Annotated in this window: 17 protein-coding genes and 1 pseudogene; 14 read left to right on the plus strand and 4 right to left on the minus strand. The window is 45.4% G+C overall.

Annotated features, from left to right (window positions below):
- The first annotated feature begins 9 nt into the window (after window positions 1–9).
- The 8 genes from ASL14_RS22360 to ASL14_RS29125 all read left to right on the plus strand — a co-directional run bounded on the left by ASL14_RS22360 (window position 10) and on the right by ASL14_RS29125 (window position 8,081).
- Window positions 10–633 (plus strand): YesL family protein, encoded by a 624-nt coding sequence (locus ASL14_RS22360; protein ID WP_025684614.1) that lies wholly within the window; start codon window positions 10–12, stop codon window positions 631–633.
- A 28-nt stretch (window positions 634–661) separates the two neighbouring features.
- A complete protein-coding gene (locus ASL14_RS22365; RefSeq protein WP_134913511.1) occupies window positions 662–2,182 on the plus strand; it encodes an extracellular solute-binding protein in 1,521 nt (506 codons plus the stop codon).
- A 179-nt stretch (window positions 2,183–2,361) separates the two neighbouring features.
- Window positions 2,362–3,723 (plus strand): glycoside hydrolase family 28 protein, encoded by a 1,362-nt coding sequence (locus tag ASL14_RS22370; protein WP_134913512.1) that lies wholly within the window; start codon window positions 2,362–2,364, stop codon window positions 3,721–3,723.
- Between the two features lie 48 nt (window positions 3,724–3,771).
- A complete protein-coding gene (locus tag ASL14_RS22375; protein WP_134913513.1) occupies window positions 3,772–4,656 on the plus strand; it encodes a dienelactone hydrolase family protein in 885 nt (294 codons plus the stop codon).
- A gap of 25 nt (window positions 4,657–4,681) precedes the next feature.
- Window positions 4,682–5,656 (plus strand): pectinesterase family protein, encoded by a 975-nt coding sequence (locus tag ASL14_RS22380; RefSeq protein ID WP_134913514.1) that lies wholly within the window; start codon window positions 4,682–4,684, stop codon window positions 5,654–5,656.
- Entirely contained in the window at window positions 5,653–7,230 is a 1,578-nt protein-coding gene (locus ASL14_RS22385) for a glycoside hydrolase family 43 protein (RefSeq protein WP_134913515.1), read from the plus strand. Before ASL14_RS22380 ends, ASL14_RS22385 begins: the two co-directional genes overlap by 4 nt.
- A 351-nt stretch (window positions 7,231–7,581) precedes the next feature.
- Window positions 7,582–7,929 (plus strand): HDIG domain-containing metalloprotein, encoded by a 348-nt coding sequence (locus ASL14_RS22390; RefSeq protein ID WP_134913516.1) that lies wholly within the window; start codon window positions 7,582–7,584, stop codon window positions 7,927–7,929.
- Between the two features lie 26 nt (window positions 7,930–7,955).
- On the plus strand, window positions 7,956–8,081 hold the full coding sequence (locus ASL14_RS29125; protein ID WP_257721130.1) for a hypothetical protein: 126 nt from the start codon (window positions 7,956–7,958) through the stop codon (window positions 8,079–8,081).
- A gap of 43 nt (window positions 8,082–8,124) precedes the next feature.
- Here the strand turns inward: ASL14_RS29125 and ASL14_RS22395 are convergent.
- A pseudogene (locus tag ASL14_RS22395) lies at window positions 8,125–9,011 on the minus strand (LysR family transcriptional regulator).
- A 118-nt stretch (window positions 9,012–9,129) separates the two neighbouring features.
- On the opposite strand from ASL14_RS22395, the gene ASL14_RS22400 reads away from it, so the two are divergent.
- Together ASL14_RS22400 and ASL14_RS22405 are read left to right on the plus strand one after the other, a co-directional pair.
- Window positions 9,130–10,191 (plus strand): YeiH family protein, encoded by a 1,062-nt coding sequence (locus tag ASL14_RS22400; RefSeq protein WP_134913517.1) that lies wholly within the window; start codon window positions 9,130–9,132, stop codon window positions 10,189–10,191.
- A gap of 196 nt (window positions 10,192–10,387) precedes the next feature.
- Complete coding sequence (locus ASL14_RS22405; RefSeq protein ID WP_134913518.1) at window positions 10,388–11,974, plus strand: GH25 family lysozyme; 1,587 nt, start codon at window positions 10,388–10,390, stop codon at window positions 11,972–11,974.
- A 72-nt stretch (window positions 11,975–12,046) separates the two neighbouring features.
- Here ASL14_RS22405 and ASL14_RS22410 read toward each other — a convergent pair whose 3' ends face one another.
- Entirely contained in the window at window positions 12,047–12,316 is a 270-nt protein-coding gene (locus ASL14_RS22410) for a YuzF family protein (protein WP_134913519.1), read from the minus strand.
- A 170-nt stretch (window positions 12,317–12,486) separates the two neighbouring features.
- On the opposite strand from ASL14_RS22410, the gene ASL14_RS29130 reads away from it, so the two are divergent.
- On the plus strand, window positions 12,487–12,609 hold the full coding sequence (locus tag ASL14_RS29130) for a hypothetical protein (RefSeq protein ID WP_014282395.1): 123 nt from the start codon (window positions 12,487–12,489) through the stop codon (window positions 12,607–12,609).
- 202 nt (window positions 12,610–12,811) lie between these two features.
- Here the strand turns inward: ASL14_RS29130 and ASL14_RS22415 are convergent, their stop codons facing one another.
- Complete coding sequence (locus ASL14_RS22415) at window positions 12,812–13,042, minus strand: LSm family protein (RefSeq protein ID WP_134913520.1); 231 nt, start codon at window positions 13,040–13,042, stop codon at window positions 12,812–12,814.
- Window positions 13,043–13,148: 106 nt separating this feature from the next.
- The gene (locus ASL14_RS22420) at window positions 13,149–13,820 is read right to left on the minus strand and encodes a cupin domain-containing protein (RefSeq protein WP_134913521.1); all 672 of its coding nucleotides are present in this window, start codon (window positions 13,818–13,820) and stop codon (window positions 13,149–13,151) included.
- Window positions 13,821–14,361: 541 nt separating this feature from the next.
- On the opposite strand from ASL14_RS22420, the gene ASL14_RS22425 reads away from it, so the two are divergent.
- The 3 genes from ASL14_RS22425 to ASL14_RS22435 all read left to right on the plus strand — a co-directional run bounded on the left by ASL14_RS22425 (window position 14,362) and on the right by ASL14_RS22435 (window position 16,596).
- Window positions 14,362–15,015, plus strand: coding sequence for a cell wall hydrolase (locus tag ASL14_RS22425; RefSeq protein WP_134913522.1), 654 nt, complete (start codon window positions 14,362–14,364; stop codon window positions 15,013–15,015).
- A 190-nt stretch (window positions 15,016–15,205) separates the two neighbouring features.
- Window positions 15,206–15,556: a hypothetical protein gene (locus tag ASL14_RS22430; RefSeq protein WP_134913523.1), complete on the plus strand. Its 351-nt coding sequence runs from the start codon at window positions 15,206–15,208 to the stop codon at window positions 15,554–15,556.
- A gap of 53 nt (window positions 15,557–15,609) precedes the next feature.
- Entirely contained in the window at window positions 15,610–16,596 is a 987-nt protein-coding gene (locus ASL14_RS22435) for a ketoacyl-ACP synthase III (protein WP_134913524.1), read from the plus strand.
- Window positions 16,597–16,651: the final 55 nt, after the last annotated feature.

The raw sequence follows: 16,651 nt of genomic DNA on the forward strand, positions 1-16,651 counted from the left end.
GGATGCGGAATGGTACGGTTTGTAGAAAACATGAACAAATGGTGCATGCGCCTGCTCCGGCTGGTTTACCTTAATTTGCTGTGGACGGTTGCGACGATCCTGGGCTTGGGATTTATAGGCGTGGGACCTGCAACTGTCGCTATGCTCAGCATTTTAAGGCAATGGATTCGGGGGAATGAGGAGGTCGCCATTTTCTCCACGTTTGTACGTTACTTTAGAGAAAGCTTTAAAGAAGCCGCGATCATTGGAGCAATTTACAGCCTCGTGGGCTACGTGCTCTACGTGGATATCGTCAATGTCTCGTCCTGGTATGTTCGCGTAGTGACGCTTATTGGAGCCTTTTTGTATCTCATCTCCTTGGCGTACATTTTCCCGTTACTGGCTCATTATGATTGGAAAGGGATCAAGTTGAAAATCAGAATGTCCGTGGTGATTGGGTTTTCGTATTTACAATATACACTTGTTCTTTTTGTTGCGATTGTCGCGCTTTTTACATTGATTCTAGGCTTGTACCCAGGAATTCTGACTTTTGCCGGAGCCAGTATTATCGGTTATCTCGTGATGTGGATGACGCATCAGGTGTTTAGCAAAATAGAACGAGAGGTTCTGGTGAAAGAGGAAGATATGGCATGAATATACGATTAGAAAAGGAGCAAACACGATGAAAAAAGGAATCACGATGAAAAAGGGAGTATCGGGCCTTCTTGCCATACTTATGGTCATGAGTGTTTTTTTAGCTGCTTGCGGTGACAAGGGGGCAGAGGATCAAGGCAGCCAAACCTATGATCCGAATTCAAAGCTGGAATTAACCTGGTTAAATGTATTGCATACAGCCTCTCCACCTACAGACACGATTAAGAACAAAATTGAAAAATACACGAATTCCAAGATTACGTTCAACTGGGTTCCTGATGCATCGAAAGAAGAGAGAATCACTACAGCGCTAGCGTCTGGTGAATTGGCGGATATCGTGACTCTTACGATGATGACAAATTCTTCAGTTCGAAGTTCATTGAAATCAGGTCTATTCTGGGATGTAGGGAGCTATTTGGACGATTATGACAATTTAAAAAAGATACCTCCCGAAGTTAGAAATGCAGCTTCCATCGAGGGAGTTCTGTATGGAGTTCCATTCCAGAAAAATTTGGCACGAGCAGGCTTGGTTATTCGCAAGGATTGGCTGGATCGATTAGGACTTAAAGTACCTACGACCCTGGATGAGCTATACGAAGTTGCGAGAGCATTTACAGAAGATGATCCGGACGGTAATGGCAAAAAGGATACGACAGGCTTTGGCGACAGATCTGATCTGCGCTATAGCAGCTTTAAAACCTTAAGCTCTTATTTTGGCACACCTAATGGCTGGAAAGTAGATGAGAATGGCAAGTTTACGCCGGAATTTGATACACCTCAATATTTGGAAACGATAAAGTATTCCAATAAATTATATAAGAACGGCTATATATCAAAGGATTTCGCCGTAACCGCTAAAACCGATCAGCAGCAGCAATTTGCTCAAGGGAAAACCGGAATTTATACGGGAATGGTGGATATCACAAACTTGAGAAATCTGTCACAAGGCTTGCAAAAGGGGCTTGAGCTGGTGCCTGTAAACAAAATCTCTAATGGAGACGGTAAATATCACATTTGGTCCGAGGGCAGCGGAGTTGGCGGTTTGCTGGCATTTCCTAAATCCGAGGTGAAGACGGAAGCTCAATTGAAGAGATTACTTCAATTCGTCAATGATTTGATTGATGAAGAAGTATTTATGGACATGACAGGTGGTATCAAGGGAACTCATTATGAGATTGATAATGAAGGAGCTTTCAGAATTATTAACACCGATTTGTGGCAAGCAGATGTACAGCCGTTTGCAAGCTCCAGACCGAGTGAAGTAACTTACACGTTAAAAGATGCCAACCCTGAAAAGGAACTAGCCAATCAATTAATCAAGGAAAATAACAAATTTGCCGTTTTGGACCCAACCGTTCCTCTGGATTCTGTAACTGCCAATGAAAAAGGAACTGAACTCGAAAAAATTATTACCGATGCTACGTTCAAATTTATTATGGGTGAGACCGATGAAGCCGGATTTAAAGCTGCGGTAGAGAACTGGAAAAATTCTGGTGGATCACAGATCATCTCTGAGTATGAGGAAGCGTACAAGAAATCGAAAAAATAAGGATATAGATATAGGTTGAACATCAGTGTACATGAAGTGCCACTACGCAGGCGGATGGTGCTTACCATCGCTGACGCTTGTTCAGCACCATTCCGCCTACTCCGTTTTCCAGTGTATTTTTAAGTTCAGCCTATAAATCATTTTCGTATTCACAAAAAATGAAGACAGGAGAGAACGAGATGAAGGTGTATAACATTGTAGATTATGGAGCAATTGAGGATGGTAAGACATTAGCAACGGGAGCGATTGCGGCTGCGATTGAAGCGGCCAGCAATGCCGGGGGAGGAACGGTATTTGTTCCCTCGGGTACGTATCTGACAGGGGCTATCTTTTTTAAAAGTAACATTGAACTGCATGTAAGCCCCGGTGCAGTTCTTTCCTTTAGTTCCGACTCGGAGGATTATCCTGTGGTGGAGTCCAGATGGGAAGGCGTTCAGCGAGAAGTACGTGCTTCGTGCATTTACGGGCAGGACCTCGAAAATATTTCAATTACAGGCAGCGGTACTCTGGATGGAAATGGTCAGCCGTGGTGGGAAAAGCATCGGAATCATCCGGAGCAGTTGCAGTACCCCAGACCGAAATTAATCAGCTTTGATCGTTGTCAGCGGGTCACCATTAAAGATGTCATGTTGAAAAATTCCCCAAGTTGGACTGTAAATCCCATCGCTTGCTACAACGTCACGATTGACAATGTGTCCATTCTTAACCCGGCGGATTCCCCCAATACGGATGGCATTAATCCCGAATCCTGTTCCAATGTTCGTATTAGCAACTGCAATATTGATGTGGGCGATGATTGTATTGCGATCAAAGCGGGAACCGAGGATACACAGGAACGGATTCCCTGCGAAAATATTACGATTACCAACTGCACGATGGTGCATGGACATGGCGGTGTTGTACTGGGCAGCGAGATGAGTGGAGATATCCGTAATGTCACGATCAGCAATTGTGTGTTCAAGCAAACGGATCGGGGCATCCGCCTGAAATCAAGACGGGGACGTGGCGGAATCGTCGAGGATATTCGCGTTAGCAATATTGTGATGGAAGATGTGATTTGTCCATTTATTCTGAATCTCTATTATTTCTGCGGACCCCGGGGCAAAGACAAATATGTCTGGGACAAAAATCCCTATCCAATTACCGATGAAACGCCTTGCTTTAGACGGATTCATTTTTCCGATATCACGGCACGACAGGTTCATGCGGCTGCTGGGTTCTTATACGGACTTGCAGAACAATATATTGCTGAAATTACATTTTCCAATATTGATATTTCCATGGCGAAGAATGCAATTCCCGGCCGTCCTGCCATGATGTCAGGGATCGAAGATATGAACAACCGTGGTTTTTATTTAGGCAATGTGAGAGATATCCGTTTTCAACAGGTGACCATTGAGAATCATGAAGGTCCTGCTTTTTATATAGAAAACGGGGAAGGCGTTGAAGTCAACCGTTGTCATTCGAAGAATACAAACCAGCCTGAAAAGCTGATTGAACAAGTGACGATACAACCTTCTGAACAAAATATTTTTAATTGAGGATTTTGCAAAATCCTGGTTTAGGAGGGGCATAGAAGGAGGCAAAACGTGGATAAGCTGCAAGCATTATTGGGTGACCTTCCGGCAGATCGACCCGTTACGGCCACCCTGCTAAAGCAAGAGGAGCAAGAGGGATACCAATTGGAATCTCTCCTGCTGGACATCAACGGAATCGAGCCTGTGCCAGCTAATATAGCCACACCATTACATGGAAACGGTCCGTTTCCATTGGTCATTTTCAACCATTCGCATGGAGGCAATTATACCAATGGACGCAAGGAATTTATCCATAGCAGCTCTTACTTGCAGCAGCCCTCGTTTGCTAAAACCCTGACAGACATGGGCTATTGCGCTTGTTGTATTGACATGTGGGGCTTTAATGAACGCGGGGGTAAAACCGAAAGCGAGCTGGTAAAGGAAATGCTCTGGCAGGGCCAGGTGCTGTGGGGCATGATGCTGTACGATAACCGTCGTTTGGTGGACTATATGTGCCAGCGAGAGAATGTTGATGCTTCTCGTATTGCAACGATTGGCATGTCGATGGGGGGCCTGATGGCGTGGTGGCTGGCAGCGTTAGATGAGCGGATACAGGTCACGATTGATATTTGCGGACAGGTAGATGCCCATACCCTGATCATCAAAAGGGGTCTGGATCACCATGGCTTCTATTCCTATGTCCCTGGCTTGTTAAAGCATTTTACTACGCTGGATATTCAAAAGCGGATTGTTCCTCGTCCACGAATGAGCATAACAGGTCAAAATGATCGAATGTGTCCTATTGAAGGAGTCGAGCATCTGGCTAAGGGGCTACTGGAAGCTTACCAGGAAGCAGGTCACCCTGAGCATTGGCAACCTGTGATTGCAGGTGGTGGGCATATGGAGACTTTGGAAATGCGAACGGCGTGGCAATCATTTTTAGCCGAACACTTGTAAATCCAATGAAAGGATTGGGGCAACCATGCTGGTAGGGAAAGAATCCTTTTGTGATTTCCATACGATTCAAGAGGCGATTGCTGCATTGGAGCAGTCGCCTTCCAATGAAATGGAAATGCTGTATATTTTATCGGGTACCTACGAGGAAGAGGTGCGGATCTACCGTTCGTATCTTCATATCATAGGCATCGGACATGTAGACATTCGAATGCATCGGTATGCCAGGGAGTTGGATGAGGCAGGCGAGGAAATAGGAACCTTTGCGACTCCCACTTTATTTTTAGGCGGCAATCATTTGATCCTGGAAAATCTCATCATTTCCAACACGGCTGGACAGGGAGAAGCCATTGGGCAGGCTGTTGCGGTTTATGCTCATTGTGATGAAACGGTTTTTAGAAACTGTACCTTTCGCGGGCATCAGGATACGTTATTTACAGGCCCCCTGCCTCTGGCACCGAAAGAACGGCTGAAATTTGGCGGCATCCATTTGAAAGAGCATCATGCGCACTATCGCCAGCTCTATCAGCATTGCTATATCGAGGGCACGGTCGATTTTATTTTTGGCGGGGCGACAGCTTATTTTGAACATTGCGAAATTCGCAGTTTGCGCCATCATGAGAACCAAACGAGCTATGTCACAGCTGCCTCTACTCCCCAGGGACAAGCGTATGGCTATGTGTTCAACCAATGTTACTTAACCGCAGAGCCTGATATTACTCCGGTATTTTTGGGGCGGCCGTGGCGTGAGTATGCCAAGACCGTATTTGTGGATTGTAAAATGGGCGAACATATTGATCCACGGGGTTGGGACAATTGGGACGATGCTGCAAATGAGAAAACGGTTTGCTATCAGGAGTATGGTGTATCCGATGTTGCCTCGCTGCGTAGGCAGCGTGTTCCGTGGGCGGGTTGTTTTGAAGCAGGAGCAGAAGCGTGGAGCAAGGAGCAGGTTTTAGGTGGAGACACTTTTTTGGAAGCAAGGAGGAGCAATTTCTCATGATGATCCAAAATCCCATATTAAAAGGCTTTAATCCCGATCCGTGTATTGTACGAGTCGAGGATACTTACTATATTGTCGTGTCATCGTTTGAGTGGTTGCCGGGAGTACGGGTGTATCAGTCCAAAGATTTGGCCCATTGGGAGCATTGTACGGATATTTTAACGGATCAGGTTGATTTAAAAGGGAATCCGAAAAATTGCAGCATTTGGGCGCCACAGCTGAGCTACGCGGATAACCTTTTTTATCTGCTCTATACGGATGTGAAAAGCACCAGACGTCCGTTCAAGGATGTTCATAATTTTGTAATGACGGCGCCTGCGATCCATGGACCGTGGTCGGACCCGGTTTATCTTAACAGCAGTGGATTTGATCCGTCTTTATTTCATGACGAGGACGGACGTAAATGGCTATTGAATGCATTATGGGATTACCGCATGTTGGACAGCAATAAATCTTCAGGTATTGTCATGCAGGAATACGATAGCAGGCAGCAGCAACTTATTGGTGAGCCTGTGAAAATTTTCGATTGCACGCCTTTGAAAAAGACAGAAGCCCCCCATATCTACAAGCAAAACGGATATTATTACCTTATTACTGCGGAAGGTGGAACGGGTACGGGACATGCAGTTACTGTAGCACGCTCGAAGCAGCTATCCGGGCCGTATGAAGTGGACCCACATAATCCGATGCTTACGTCACGTGATCGTCCTGAATTCCCGTTACAATGTGCAGGACATGGCAGTTTTGTGCAGACGCCAGATGGCGATTGGTATATGGCTCATTTATGTACACGTCCGTTGGAAGGGAAATATGCCATTTTAGGGCGAGAAACGGCCTTGCAGCACGTGTACTGGAATGATGAAGGCTGGTTGCGATTAACGGCAGGGGGGCATACGCCGCAATTAGAAGTACCTGCACCTATCGGAACCACTTTCACGGCAGGGCAGAAGCACAGTTTTGTATTCGAAGACTTTTTCGAGGGACCCGTTTTAAATAAAACGTGGAACACATTGCGTATATTGGCGGATGACCGTTGGTGCTCACTGAGCCAGCGTCCGGGCTATCTCCGAATTCTGGCTGGAGAATCCATTCAAAGCCTCTTTCAGCATCACGTGCTCGCCATTCGGCAAACTGATCATCATTTTCGGGTGGAAACGGCACTGGAATATCAACCCGTAAGCTATTTGCAAATGGCTGGGCTCCTGCTGTATCTAAATGATGAAAATTATCTGTATGCCTATGTCAGTTATGAAGAGGGACAAGGGAAAGTGCTGCGCATAATGCGATGTGAGGCAGATACATTCACGTTAGTTCCCTATGTGATTACGCTTCAGGAGGATTTTCCTGTACATTTGGCTGTAGAAGTCCATGCAACCCAAGGACAGTTTTATTACCATCTCGGAAATGAATCCGCCTGGACTCCGCTTTTTGAAAAGCAAAATATCAGCTTTTTATCAGGTGGATTTACAGGAAATTTTGTAGGGATTGCTGCCCACGACATGCAACAATTTCAAGGGAGCTACGCCGATTTTAGCCACTTTCTGTATCATGGGCAAGACCATCTATCCACCTGAAATGACAATATAACGATTGTGTTGTCTATCCAACATTTTGTGCTTTTTGATGATTGCAGCAGGCGGGCCGCCGCTATAACATATAAAAGTGTAACACATGTTGTTTAAGCAACCGCAGTCATCCGATGGAATCGAAGGAGCGGGATTTGCTGCCCCTTGCTTTCAAGCAAGGGGCTTTTGGATTTTTTTTCATGATATGAGCTGAACGAAGATATACATGAAAAACGGAGTAGGCGGAATAGTGCTCCACAAGCAGCAACAGCGATGGGAAACACCATCTGCCTGCGCAGTGGCGCGTTATGTACATTTTATAGTAAAATCATCGGAATAAGCGAAGAGGGGGAATAATCCATGAATCCCGTGTTACATCAATACATTGCAGGGCTTGAATTTTCAGGGGATCTTTTTTTGGACGTAGAGAAGCTCTTTAACAAACATAGCGCTGAAGCTACGTGGGTGCATTGTACGAAGGTAGCCCATGAAGCCAAAGCACTGGCTCTACAATTTCATGCTGATCCGGTCATAGCTGAACGAGCGGGGTGGCTGCACGATATAGGTACTATTATCCCCAATGAAGATAAAGTAGCTGTAGCACAGGCATTACATATCCCCATTTTAGAAGAAGAATTAGCATTTCCGTATATCCTACACCAAAAGCTGTCCAGAGAGATGGCTATTCAGATTTTTGGACGAGTGTAAACAACCATTTGTTGGATGAAGCGATTATGATTTATTTTAACCATGTGTGGAGCAATAAAGAGAAAATGAAGGTTGTGCATCCCTGGTTATTAGAAGCCAGACAGTCTTTATTAAAAGAGCCCGAAGGAGCCGTCACCGATTTATTCGAGTAAGTTCAAGCGCCTTCCGGGTGCTTTTTTTCATGGCTTTTGAGCTTCATCTTTTCACGTTATAACCTCGCAAAACCTCTAAAAAAACAGAGGCCGCTTTCGTTTCGAATACCTCAGAAGGAGTCAGAAAAGAGAACTTCCGAACGATCGGGAAGCCGCTTATATCCAACACTTTTAAAGTACCCAAGGTGAGTTCCTTTTGAATTGTCCACTGTGACAGCAAAGAAATGCCCAAGCCTGCTTCTACAGACTCTTTAATAATCTGAGTGCTGCCAAAATCCATAATATGAGCAGGGACAAACTGAAATCGTGCAAACATCTTTTCCGCCGCTTCCCGGGTTCCAGAGCCTTCTTCGCGCAGAATCCATATGTCCTCTTGCAGCTCAGTTAAACTCACTTGAGATTTACCAGCCAAACGGTGATGATGTGGAACGACGATATACATTCATCTTCTGCAAACGGTTCAATATACAAATGGTCATGTTGAAATTGTCCTTCAATAATCCCTACATCCAGTTGATTGCGGATCACCAATCTTTCAATTTCCTGAGTGTTGCCGATGCTAATGGAGGGCTGAATGAGTGGATATTGACTTCTCATTTGCGAAATCACATGAGGAAGTACGTACTCTCCGTACGTGTAGCTTGCGCCAATGGACAGATTGCCTTTTGCCGTATTCATTAGCTCGTCCACCAAATACTGCATTCGAGTTTGGAGACGGATGATTTCCTGGGCATGGTGATATACAATTTCACCGGCTTTGGTTAAACGCACATATTTATTACTTCGCTCCAAAAGCCGGGCTCCCATCGTACGCTCCAGCGTTTGAATGTATTGACTTACGGCAGGCTGGGTCATGTGTAACTCTTCGGCAGCTCGTGTGAAGTTTTGTTTCTCCGCGACCATAACAAATACGATTAAAGATTGATCCAAAGCCAACTCCTCCATTTTTATCATACCTATTTACTTATGGATACCATTATAATGATTTATTTTTCTTATGACAAAATACATATTAAGCTTTATGAAGATAGAATTGGAGGTATTCACCATGAGCAGTCACATAAAGCACATGAAATGTTCATTAGGTTCCGGTTTACCACAAAAGCGTTCCCCACACTCTAACCGAAATCGCTTTATCCAGCGTATCTTAGGCATTGGACTGACCATGATATTTGCATTCATAGGGTATGGTCTGAACGAAATACCTGGCTTTCATTATGTAGGCCCTTTGGCTTGCGCCATGTTTCTCGCTATCTTATACCGACAGTTGTGGGGATATCCCGAAGCTTTACGCTCAGGGGTTGAGTTTTCGGCTAAAAAATTGCTGCGAGGGGCTATCGTATTGTACGGGCTAAAGCTCAATATGGATGTTGTCATTCATCATGGTATGGGCTTGCTCCTGCGTGATGTGTGCACCGTCGTATTTTCCATCCTGTTTACGATGTGGCTGGCCAAGCGCTTTAAAGCAGATGCTTCGCTCTCGCTTCTTCTCGGTATCGGAACAGGTGTCTGCGGTGCGGCAGCAATTGCGGCAGTTTCTCCCCTGTTAAAATCCAAGGATGAGGATACGGCTATTGGAGTAGGGCTCATTGCTTTGGTCGGAACCGTATTTGCCATTTTGTTTACTGTGCTTCGACCTTGGCTTCCTTTGACGGATATGCAATATGGAATATGGTCAGGCATCAGTTTGCATGAAATTGCACATGTGGCTTTAGCTGCCGAGCCTGCCGGACAGGATGCTCTCGCGATTGGCTTGCTAGCCAAATTGGGCCGTGTCTTTTTGCTAATACCGCTTAGCTTTATGTTCATGTACTGGATGAAGCGAACCGGAAAGATCCACTCGGATGCGAAAATGGAGTTCCCCTGGTTTCTCATTGGATTTGTCATCACAAGTTTGATTGGCAGCTATATTTTTGGAAAATATATCGTAGTTCCAGTGGGCCTGATGAATGGACTTTCTCATATCACCACATTTATGCTAACGATGGCAATGGTAGGCATGGGGCTGAATGTGAGCTTTAAGGCCTTGCGGGAAAAAGCGGTGCTTCCTTTACTGGTGCTGTCCATCACCTCGGTCATTCTTGCGGGCTTAACATTTTTAACAGTGTGAATGAAGATACAAAAGAAGTCTCTCCTCGCTATGTAGCCGGCAGAGACTTTTTAGTGCTGCTAATGATAAGATTAAGATATGTGATGACTTATCCGTAACTTTTACATATAATTTGCGTCTATCAAAATGGCGGGTTCTGAGATACTAGGCTGCAAGATTTTCATAAGTGAAAATTTATAGAATGGTAGGGTACATAATGAAGAAAATTTGTTTTTTGGCTTTTTTATTTCTGTTTTTATGGGTATTTCCAGGGGAAACTCACGCTACGTCTTCAAGTTCACATATTGAGCTGAATGGTAAAGATTTAAGTGCTGGGAAGGGAATTCAGACCCAGGAAGTCAAAGGAAACATATTAGTTCCTCTTCGTCTCATTGTGGAGGAATTAGGTTATAGTGTGGATTGGAAGGCCAAGACGGGTACCGTAACTATACAGGATCGAGATCATCACCTCAGTCTTCAGGTAAATAAAACTATAGCCTCTGTCGATGGTCATCAAATGGGGTTGACGGTAGCTCCATTACTTACAGACGGAACAACTTATGTTCCGCTTCGTTTTGTATCTGAACAGACTGGGCTTAATGTGACATGGAACAGCAAGCTAAAAACGGTGTTTCTGACTTCCCCGCCTGACTCAAGCGGAAGTAGCGAGTCTTCCCATGGAAGCTCCGATTCTGGTACTCAGGCTATAACTAATACTGTAACTGATGCAGAAGAGAGTACACGTGCCACGATAGACCAAATCAGCTTCATGAATCATCAATTGGCAATTACGGTGAATGGAAAAGTAAGTCCTAAAGTCACTACGTTGACCCATGCAGACCGCATCGTTGTAGACATACCTAGTTCTAGGTTCTCCGATGAGTTCCAAGCATCTCTACCTTTGGACAATACGACACAAGGGGCTTTCCCTGTAACAGATGATCCGGATGTTTCACAAGTAAGATACTCTTTATTTAGCACAAGTCCCGCTGCGGTACGTATTGTGGTTGACCTGAATAGTAATCAACCTTTCCATGTGCTAAACGCGGGTGACGGCATGATTGTCATAGCGCTGGATCGGAAATCAGATGAAACAGCGGGACTAACTTCTACTGCGCCTGTTACATCTACTATAGCCCCCGATACGATCGTACCTGAGCCTGTCATCTCTTCCGACGGACATGCTCAAGGAATCGATGTCTCCCACTATAATGGAACTATAGATTGGCAACAGGTTGCGGCCGCAGGCAAGACATTTGCTTTCATCAAGGCTACAGAGGGGACAACATATCAAGACAATCAATTTTTAGCCAATGTTCAGGGAGCGAGGGATGCCAGCATACTGGTCGGCGCTTATCACTTTTTGAACGCGACAACTACGGATGGTGCTCGTCAGGAAGCAGCTAATTTTGCCAGGGCTTTAGAATCAGCAGGAGGCAGGTTGGATCTGCCGCCAGTGTTGGATTATGAAAATAATCCCAAAGGTCTTACTCCTGCGCAAATTAGTGAAGTGGCTCATGCGTTTTTGGATGAAACGGAGAAGCTTACCGGACGTCTGCCGATCGTGTATACGGGAAATGTTTTTGCTTCCAAGTTTGATCCTACATTTTCTATGTATAAACTGTGGGTAGCCAGATACAGCACGACTCAAAAGCCGACTGCAGTTCCAGCCTGGAACAACTGGTGGGCCTGGCAGTACAGTAGCACAGGCAGTGTTCCAGGTATCCGTGGTAATGTGGATTTGAATGAATTCAATGGAACGATAGATGAACTCCGTTCTTTGCTGGCAGGAGATATTGAATAGCAGAAGCTTGTGACGATCGTAAATCCTCGCGAATCCGGTATAGGATCGGCGAGGATTTTGGCGTCTAATCGTCTAGTTGGGCATAATCCATACGATTTCGCAGATCCGGACAAAGAATTTCTTTCCGTATACATCCAAAATGACATGATCAGGTTTACAGTCCACTACACATCCGTCAATTCTGCCGCGTGTGGTCTCCAGTACAACATATTTGCCAATGACCGATTTTAATGTTTCTACCACATACGGGTCTACAGGGCTTACCATGATATGATGCGGGGTATGGTGGTGATGGGGAAAAGGTTGATTCGTACTGTAATTGAGCGCTTGATTCGGATTCAATTGCTTCACTCCTTCAGGGTTAATTGTGATATCTTATGCTCCTGCCCAGAAAGGGTGTAGGCGGATGCCCAGTCGACGGAGAGAATCATTTCATTGCCGATAAGCCCGGTCCATAGGAAACCTCTATACATAAGCTATGATGTACCTTGAAATGAAGGAGGAACTTATCCATGGGTGAATGTGAAAGAGGTTGTGGCGGTCAAGTTGGAGGCTATGGAGGTTGGACATCGACAGGGGCTATCCTGGTACTGTTCATTCTGCTGGTCATCATCACCAAGTCGTTATGGATCTAAATTGAAATGAGTGTATTAAATCCCTCACCGGTGCATAACTGGTGGGGGATTTAAGCGTTTTAAGGGATTCATGTGACTTGCTTGTATAGTAAAACACCTCAATTAGCAGCTGCCAACTCCTGACGAATGAGTGTCAGGGGTTGCAGCTGTCATAAAAGGTGTCAATTGGTTTGGTAGACAGGGTTTGATGGGTGCAGTGGACTTAAATTAAAGCAATTGCCAACAGGGTGAACAGGCTCAAGGTTAAGATTTGATTACCGTATCCATAGCCAGGATAAAAAGCAGACGTCTGAACACGCCCGTTTGATTCTCTTTTTAAGTACACGTTATTGCGATCCACCTTCACGATGGTTCCTTCGTGCTGTTGTCCGTCCACGGTCAAAACACGTACCCTTCTGTTCATACAGCCCAAGCAGTTGTAATAAGCGTCCATTCAATCACCCCCTCTTGTACACTCGCATTTTATGAGAGGAATGATGTAACGGTAACGGCTAATATACAGGGAGAAGGCATTCCCACCGATTTATGATCTTATCGGGTTAGGCCCATTCGTGATAAGGGTTAAAGGCGAATCCGGGATATACGTCTGTAGGAGCATAGGTCCTTTCCGGGGTAGCCTGCTGGTGAGGGGGAGTATCGGCAAGTCTCACGTGTATTCCCGGCTTTTTGGTCTGCTGGTGCTTGCAGTCATTGGGTGGACCGATGATCACAGTTTTTTTGATAGGAGCGAGTGCTTCCTGAATCTTATTCTCATTCAGGCAGTAGGTATGAGCCAGAATGTTGCCTGGCGTTAACCGCAAAATATCGGAGCCGAGAATGAATTCGGGGACGGGGGCATTAAAAATCGCTAACAAATGAGTATCATCCATTGTGGCGACCTCGTAGTGCCACCATCCCTGGGGAACATTAACCACTTGACCAGGCGTGATCGGAAAATGCCGTAACTCGCGTGTGAACGGGTTAATTAATGACACGGTCACCGCCCCAGAGATGCAGTATACCAGCTCTGTAGCATTTTGGTGGTAGTGAGGCTCAATGACGTTGGCGGTGCTCAAGCGAATATCCAGTAGCGATGTATTTACTAATGTATTCAATTGCTGGACCGAAAGCTCATTGATGGAGTTTTGAGCATCCTTTTGAAACAAAACATTGTCTTTTAAATCATAAGTAAATTGAGCGGAGGGAGAGGTGTAATCCATATATGAATCCACGCGTCGTTCCTGCCTTTCTGCTATTCAAAAATTTGATGATCGTACAGCTACCCTATGCATCCGCCCAATGTTGTGTGCAAGGGATGGTATTGGATAGTTGAGTATAGGGAACCAGAATCCAAGTACAGGAGGAAAAAGCAGATGCAGAAATTTATACATAGTAGAGAAGCGTAATTCGAATAAGAAGACGACAGATTCCTTTCCCAGTGGAGCTAAAGAAGAAAAATAGCGAAAAAAGTCACGTTTTCAAGTGGTGTCTAAACATGATCAATTGCTCCTAGTGCACGTCAGTCCGTTACGACTGGCGTTTATTTGTATGCGCAGTCATAGGACCAGAGCCGGATGATACGTAAATGCAGCTTGTGGTATACTGCAACGGACGTGTGAGAGCATCTTTGTCCGATTCCGTAGTAGCAACGCGTCATTTCCGCAGCTAGGCATAAGCTATAGCAGAAAAAGCATCATCGGATAAACGCCCCTGAGTTGTACAGGCCGGAATGGTTGTACCGGACAAAACAAAAAAGAGGAGGTTGTCTGGAATATGAAAAAATTATCTATATTGGTACTGTCCTGCGCATGTATGCTGGGCGCTGTGTTGTCGGTTACGCCAGGACAAGTACAAGCGCAATCGTCAGCGTTGACGAAAGGGGCTCAGAGTGAGCAGGTGCTGAAGCTTCAACAGCAGCTTCATTCGCTCGGCTATTTCAAAGCCGGTTTTACCGGATATTACGGCTCTCTGACCAGTAAAGCGGTTGCCCGTTTCCAACGGGACTATGGCCTTACACCCGACGGTGTAGCCGGAGCAGCAACGCAAGCCAAGCTGGATTCCTTCGGAAAGGTGCGTTTAACAGCTTTGGAGCAATTAGCCCGGATTATTTATGCCGAGGCACGCGGGGAATCTTTTCAAGGGCAGGTAGCCGTGGGTGCGGTCGTATTAAACCGTGTGCAGTCCAATGAATTTCCGAGCTCAATTCCAGACGTTATTTTGCAGCCTGGCCAGTTCACCGCTGTACAGGATGGTCAATACCGCCTGAAACCGAACAAAACCGCGTATCGTGCGGCAAGACAGGCTCTTAATGGTGTTGATCCAACGAACGGGTCCCTGTTTTATTACAATCCGGCCATTGCCACAGCCAAGTGGAGCAAGAGTCGCCCGGCTGTCATTTCTCTTGGCCGCCACACGTTTACAAATTAATCAGCATAAGAACACGTAACTTGTCAGCCGCCAGTTGCTTCCTGTAGTCAGGAGGAGTGGCGGCTTTTTTTGCATATACACAAATTTGTAATATATTAGGGCCGATTTATTGATTGTATATTAAGATTTCTACATATTTTTCCGATAATCTTAATAGACAAAAATATGAAATCAAAGGAGTCTTACTGAAATGAGTCAAAATCCTTACAGCATCGAAGTGGATCAAACCATTAAAACAGTACATATGGCGGTGAATGGTGTGTTCAGCCAGGCTGAATATGATAGCTTTGTCAAGGAATATGTATCCAAGACATCCTCCATTCAGGCATCCAGCTTTACGCTCAAAGTAGACTGCACCCAAATGGCACTGCTGGGTCCGGGAGAAGTAGAAAAAATGAAAGGTTCTTTTGTACGGTATAAAGAAACCGGGTTTGCCAAAGTGATTTTTGTTATCAGCCTGCAACAAACGATTATTAAAATGCAACTCGGTCGTGTAGCACGTGAAGCGGGATTAAACAACGTAGATATCGTCGTACACTAACGTTCTGATGCGGTGACAAACAGCGAGATGGATGTGTAAGGGGGAACCTGCTGATGAGCCATATTAAAATTAAAGCATTGGGTGTATATCATCCGCCCCGTTCAGTAGATAACGAATATTATATCCGTCATTTTGACGAACAGGGCAAAGATATTCGGAGATTCATGGAGCATATGGGCAGGAAAAAGCGTTACATTATTGATAGCCCGGACGAGAACGGTTTGACGATGGGGATCGCGGCTGCGAAGAAAGCGCTGGATCAAGCTCAAATGACAGGCCGTGATGTGGACATGATCGTGTTTTCCACCCAAGTTCCGGAGTCGTTGTTCCCTATGAATGCCCTGTTTGTTCATCAAGCCATCGAGGCCAGGCATGACGTGGTTGTCATGGATTCTAACGCGAACTGTGCAGGCATGACGGTGGCAGTCGATCAAGCCAGCCGATCTATGCTGTCTAATCCTGATGTGCGCACAGCACTTATCATCGGTTCAGACTATAATTCACTTGTTTCTGGTCCCGAGGATGAAATTACTTATGCGAACTATGGGGATGCCGCTTGTGCAGTTATTTTGGAGCGTACGGAAGAGGATACTGGCTTTATTGATTCTATGTATTTTACGGACCCGGTCAATATAGATAAAATTTTGTACCCGGCTCAGGGATTAGCGGCAACACTCAGAGCAGATGCCCCCGGAAAATATATTCAATGGCTTCCGTTCGACGCCAACATGGCCTTGCTCCCCACATTTGATCTGCTTGAGCGAATTTTGAAGAAGAACGGACTGGCACCTCAGGATGTACGGGCTTATTGCCTGTCGCAGTTTTCACTGGCGAATGTGCTGAAAATACAGGATCATTTGGAGCTGGAGGACGCCCAAATGATCTATGTGGGTGATCGTTATGGCTACACGGGTACCAGCAGCCCGTTCATTGCCTTGTATGAAGGTATTGAATCCAGCCGCATCCGGCGCGGTGATTATGTGCTGTTCTGGACAATTGGAGCCGGATATCAGTTGGTTGCTATGCTTTATAAATATTAAGAAATATGAAAAAGACCTTGCGGCCGCAAGGTCTTTTTGTGCATTATACTCATTC

Source organism: Paenibacillus sp. IHB B 3084 (assembly GCF_001447315.1).
Lineage (GTDB): Bacteria > Bacillota > Bacilli > Paenibacillales > Paenibacillaceae > Paenibacillus.